At 61.9% G+C, this 5,295-nt stretch carries 5 protein-coding genes; 2 read left to right on the top strand and 3 right to left on the bottom strand.

The features are described from left to right. From WBB85_RS04310 to WBB85_RS04300, 3 genes are all read right to left on the bottom strand, one after another. On the bottom strand, window positions 1-371 hold a 371-nt coding region (locus WBB85_RS04310), incomplete at its 3' end, for a TRAP transporter small permease (protein ID WP_432637396.1). 118 nt (window positions 372-489) lie between these two features. Continuing rightward, window positions 490-1,638 (bottom strand): TRAP transporter substrate-binding protein, encoded by a 1,149-nt coding sequence (locus tag WBB85_RS04305; RefSeq protein ID WP_432637395.1) that lies wholly within the window; start codon window positions 1,636-1,638, stop codon window positions 490-492. A gap of 20 nt (window positions 1,639-1,658) precedes the next feature. Further along, complete coding sequence (locus WBB85_RS04300; protein ID WP_432637394.1) at window positions 1,659-1,844, bottom strand: hypothetical protein; 186 nt, start codon at window positions 1,842-1,844, stop codon at window positions 1,659-1,661. Between the two features lie 149 nt (window positions 1,845-1,993). Between WBB85_RS04300 and WBB85_RS04295 the strand changes: the two genes are divergently transcribed. Next, window positions 1,994-3,031, top strand: coding sequence for a LacI family DNA-binding transcriptional regulator (locus tag WBB85_RS04295; RefSeq protein ID WP_432637393.1), 1,038 nt, complete (start codon window positions 1,994-1,996; stop codon window positions 3,029-3,031). A 110-nt stretch (window positions 3,032-3,141) separates the two neighbouring features. Further along, a partial coding sequence (gene ptsP, locus WBB85_RS04290) for a phosphoenolpyruvate--protein phosphotransferase (RefSeq protein WP_432637392.1) occupies window positions 3,142-5,295 on the top strand: 2,154 nt, incomplete at its 3' end.

Raw genomic sequence — 5,295 nt, 5'->3', positions numbered from 1 at the left:
AGCCCATGCGTCACCGAACCGAACTTCGCCGAGACGATCACAGTCTCGAACGACCAGTAGAGCGCGACCAGCGCAACGGCAAACATGACGATGTCGCCGAACATGTAGAGAAGCGCCTTCACCCGCGGCCCGACATACTGAAGGATCACATCGATCCGGATATGGCCGCGTTCGCGCACCGCCGCCGCCGCACCGATCCAGGCGAGGTAGATGAACGAATAGCGCACGATCTCCTCTCCCCAAATCGACGAATAGGACAGGATTTCACGCCGAAGCACCTCGATGAACATCGTGATGACAAGCATGACGTAGAAGATAAGCAGCGCCCATCGTTCTGCGTTGCGGTTCAGGGCATCAAGAATGCGTGGCATAGACACCTCCCGTCGCCGGTCGCCGCTGGCACCGGAGCATCATCAGGATCGCGGATTGTCGGAAATCGAGTGGTCCCGGGCCGGGGCGGATCGCCCCGGCCCGGGAACCGGTATCATATCAGGCATCGTGGACGTAGTAACGCCCTTGAGTATTCGCGGCATCTTCGAGCTTGGCGAAGACATCCATGGAACCGGCCAGATCCGTCTTGAACGTATCCCATTCGGGCCGCTGATATCCGCCCGCTTCCTGCCACTCGGCAAGTTGATCGGCGGTCAGCGAATGGAATTCCACACCCGCCTTGCGCAACTCGGACATGGCGTAGTTGCGTGCCGCCGGAACCTTGGCGAGGTTCTGCTGACGCGTGATATCACCCGCAAACATGATGCCTTCCTGCACATCGCCCGGCAGACTGTTGAACCATTCGAGATTCATTGAATAGATCTGGCTGTCCGGCACCGCCTGGGTGAAGGTGACATGGCTCAGGATATCCTTGAAGCCAAAGACATAGAGCGCGCCCACCGACGGGTCGAGCGCATCGGCCACGCCCTGCTTGATTGCTGACGGTGTCTCACCCCAGGCGACCGGCGTCGGGTTGGCACCCACCATCCGGTAGTATTGCTGCAGCATCGCCGACCCCGGCACCCGGAACTTGACGCCCGACAGATCGGAGGGCGACAGGACAGGCCCGGCCCCGCCCTTGCGCATGGCCACAACACGCGGGTCGATATTGACATAGAACAGCGCCTTGAAGCCCGAGGCCTCGACCTTCGGGTTGACCTCGGCCTGCCATACCTCGGATGAAACGAGGTTTTCGAAGCGCTGGTTGGAGCCGCAGAAATACGGCAGGTTGATCAGGTCGACGACGCTGGCGAACGGAGCGAAGTTCGACAGCGAGTGCTGGGCGCACTGGATCGTGCCGGTCTGCACCGCCTGCGCCAGCGCGCCGCCGGCCCCAAGCTGACCACCCGGGGCGAGCTTGACATAGACCTTGCCATCAGTGGCGTTCTGAATGTTCTCCTTGAGGTCGAGCTGCATGATCGGATAGCTGCGATCGGCCGTAAGCACATAGGCCGTGGCCAGCGTCATCACATGTTCAGCCGCCGCCTCGCGCTCACGCTCTTCATTCGCGGTCTGCGCCGCGGCCTCATTCGACCAAAGAACGCCCCCCGCCCCTGCAACGACTGCGGCTGTGAAGCTGCCGCTACCGGCGAGCTTCAGAAAATTGCGCCGCTCTGCCGACTTCAGTTCTTTATCCTTGAATCCCATGCCTTCCTCCCTGACTGACATTAGTTATCGTAATTGACCTTCGCCGCCGCCTCACGGCGCAGGATCGATGCGACGAATGCGATCGATGCGGCGAAGAGAACAAGCATCTCGGAAACATCACCAAGGAACGCGGCGCCCAAGATCGCGCCGAACGCCACATTGGCGACGAAAATCGTAAACAGGCCGAGTGCCACGCTGAGGGCCATCGAGATGCTCCCCTTTGTCTTTGATTCGAAATAAATGTAAGCGCTTACATTCATTCTTGCAAGCGCTTACATTCTTCAGGGGATAGCGTATGATTGGGATTGCGCGCACTCAGCACGGTTCAGCGCCTCGCGCTGACAAGGAAAATACGATGGCGTCAGGCACATACAGACCAACAACCCCGGTCCCGACATTGGAGGACGTGGCCATCCGCGCGCGCGTTTCAACGGCAACGGTGTCGCGCTGCCTGAACTCACCCGGACAAGTGAGCGCGGCAACCCGGGAACGGGTCATGCTGGCGGTGCGAGATCTGGGCTATGCGCCGAATTTCGGCGCAAGGGTGCTTGCCGCCAAACGCACCGACACGTTCGGCGCGATCATCCCGACGATGGAGAACGCGATCTTTGCCCGTGGGCTTCAGGCTTTTCAGGAGGAATTGGGCAAACATGGGATCACATTGCTGGTCGCGAGTTCGTCCTACCAGCCGGATCTGGAGGAGGATCAGATCCGGGCCCTCACGGCACGCGGCGCCGAGGGGCTTTTGCTGATCGGTCACCACCGCAGCCGCGAAATCTACACCTTCCTGAAACAGCACGGAATCCCGGCGCTTGTCGCCTGGGTCTATGACCCACAGGAACCGCAGGTATCGATCGGGTTCAGAAACCGGGACGCAATGGCGGCACTGGCGCACGAGGTGATTGCGCTCGGCCACAAGCACATCGCGGTCATCTCTGCAGATCGGGCTACCAATGACCGGGCCAATGACAGGGTCGAAGGCATAGGTCTGGCGATGCAAAGTGCCGGGCTCGACCCGCAAACGCTTGATGTGATCGAAACGCCTTACGGCATCGATACCGGAGCCGAGGCATTCGCACTGCTGATGCAGCGCGATCCGCGCCCAAGCGTCGTCATGTGCGGCAATGACGTTCTTGCGGCGGGTGCCCTGCGGCAGGCGCGGGTCATGGGCATCCGTGTACCCGAAGACGTTTCCGTAACCGGGTTCGACGATATCGAATTGGCCAGCATTGTCGTGCCGTCGCTGACCACGGTCCATGTTCCGCATCGAGAGATGGGCCGCGAGGCCGCGCGCATGCTCATCTCGATGGTTCGCGGCGAAACCCCGCCAACCAGCCGTGAACTCACTACCGAAGTGCGATGGCGCGATACGCTGGGTGCCCCGCACCTCTAGACCCGGACGGGTCGCCGCAATGCTTCCAAACGGTCTGCACCTGCGCGAATCCAGTTTCCCTTCATGCCAGTTCCCCCCTATAGAGAGCATGAGGAAAGTCGGGACGGGTGATGCCAGAACGCACGGAAAGCGAAAGCCGCAAGCTGCTCCGCCGCTTGCGCGACACTCTTGCCGAGCCCGGCGCCGGGCAGGAACGGCTGGACCGCATCACGCATCTGATTGCAGACTCGATGCAGTCCGAGGTCTGTTCGATCTACCTGTTCCGCGATGAAGATACGCTCGAACTCTGTGCGACCGAGGGTCTGAACCCCGAATCCGTGCACCAGACGCGGATGCGGCTGGGCGAGGGACTTGTCGGCCGGGTCGCCAAGACCTCGGCCCCGGTCAACACTGCCAATGCGCCCGCCGAAAAGGGGTTCCGCTACATGCCCGAGACGGGCGAGGAGATTTTTTCCTCGTTCCTCGGCGTGCCGATCCAGCGTTTAGGCGAGAAACTGGGGGTTCTGGTCGTCCAGTCGAAAGAGGCCCGCGCCTTTTCCGATGACGAGGTCTATGCGCTGGAAGTCGTGGCCATGGTCGTGGCCGAGATGACCGAACTTGGCGCCTTCGTCGGTGAGGGCGAGGCGCTGTCGCCGCTGCACCAGCAGCCAGTGATGTTCCGCGGCGGCACCGGGCAGGAAGGTGCTGCCGAGGGCCATGTCTGGCTGCACGAACCGCGCGTCGTCATCACCAATCTGGTGGCTGACGATCCCGCGGCAGAGCTTGAACGCTTGCAAGAGGCCGTCGACCGGCTTCGCATTTCGGTCGATGCAATGCTGACCATGACCGACGGTCAGGACAAGGAGCAAAGCCAGGTTCTGGAAGCCTACCGGATGTTCGCCAATTCCCGCGGCTGGATGCGGCGGATGGAAGAGGATATCGCGGCGGGCCTTTCTGCCGAAGCGGCGGTGGAAAAGGAACAATCGGCCGCCCGCGCACGGTTGGAAACCGTGCCCGACCCCTACCTGCGCGACCGGCTGCATGATCTTGACGATCTTTCGAACCGGCTGTTGCGCATCCTGACCGGGCAAGGCACCGATACCGGGGCCGAGATGCCCGAAGACCCGATCCTTGTCGCCCGCAATATCGGCCCCGCTGAACTGCTGGATTATGGCCGCCGCCTGCGTGGCATCGTGCTGGAAGAGGGGGCCGTCGGCTCGCATGCCGCCATCGTCGCCCGAGCGCTCGCCATTCCGCTTGTGATCCATGCCGAACGGATCATCACCGAGGCGCTGAACGGCGACCCGGTGCTGGTCGACGGCGATCAGGGCATCGTACATCTGCGGCCCGAAGAAACCGTCGCCGCCGCCTTCCGCGACAAGATCGCGATGCAGGCACAGGCACAGACACGCTATGCGTCCCTGCGCGATCAGGCCGCGACCGCGAAATGCGGCACCACAATTTCGCTTCATATGAATGCGGGCCTGATGGCCGATCTGCCCTCACTGGCGGGGTCCGGGGCGGACGGCGTGGGCCTTTTCCGTACTGAATTGCAGTTTCTGATCCGCAACCATGTCCCCAAGCGGGCAGAGCTGGCGCAGATCTATTCCGGCGTTCTCGATGCCGCGCAAGGCAAGCGTGTCGTCTTCCGCACGCTCGATATCGGCTCTGACAAGGTGCTGCCTTACATGAAGCGGGTGGAGGAGCCGAACCCCGCGATGGGCTGGCGCGCGATCCGCGTCGCGCTCGACAAGCCGGGCATCATGCGGATGCAGTTGCAGGCACTATTACGCGCCTCTGCCGGGCGGCCCCTGTCGATCATGTTCCCCTTCATTGCCGAATTCGAGGAATTCCGCACCGCCCGCCAGATGCTGAAGGATGAGGTGGAGCGTGAGCGCCGCCTTGGCCACAAACTGCCGGGTGCGCTGGAAATCGGCGCAATGCTGGAGACCCCGTCGCTCGCCTATGCGCCGAAAGAATTCTTCGAGATGGCCGATTTCATCTCGGTTGGCGGCAATGATCTCAAACAGTTCTTCTTCGCCGCCGACCGCGAGAATGAAGCCGTGCGGCGACGCTATGACATGCTGAATGCAAGTTTCCTGCATTTCCTCTGCCACATCGTTGACCGCTGCGCCGAAACCAAAACCGAGCTTTCCTTCTGCGGCGAGGATGCGGGCCGCCCGATAGAGGCGCTGACGCTCGCCGCGATCGGGTTCCGGACACTCTCCATGCGCCCGGCCTCCATCGGCCCCGTTAAACACCTGATCCGGCGCATAGACCTGAAC

This window comes from Albidovulum sp., from assembly GCF_049646345.1.
Lineage (GTDB): Bacteria > Pseudomonadota > Alphaproteobacteria > Rhodobacterales > Rhodobacteraceae > Albidovulum.
Note: the sequence above shows the minus strand (reverse complement) of the source record. Positions and strands in the feature narration are given on the sequence as shown.

Bases quoted from the DNA above. Each gene is read 5' to 3' on its own strand.
- WBB85_RS04305 (WP_432637395.1), bottom strand. From the start codon at position 1,638: ATGGGATTCAAGGATAAAGAACTGAAGTCGGCAGAGCGGCGCAATTTT.
- WBB85_RS04300 (WP_432637394.1), bottom strand. From the start codon at position 1,844: ATGGCCCTCAGCGTGGCACTCGGCCTGTTTACGATTTTCGTCGCCAAT.
- WBB85_RS04295 (WP_432637393.1), top strand. From the start codon at position 1,994: ATGGCGTCAGGCACATACAGACCAACAACCCCGGTCCCGACATTGGAG.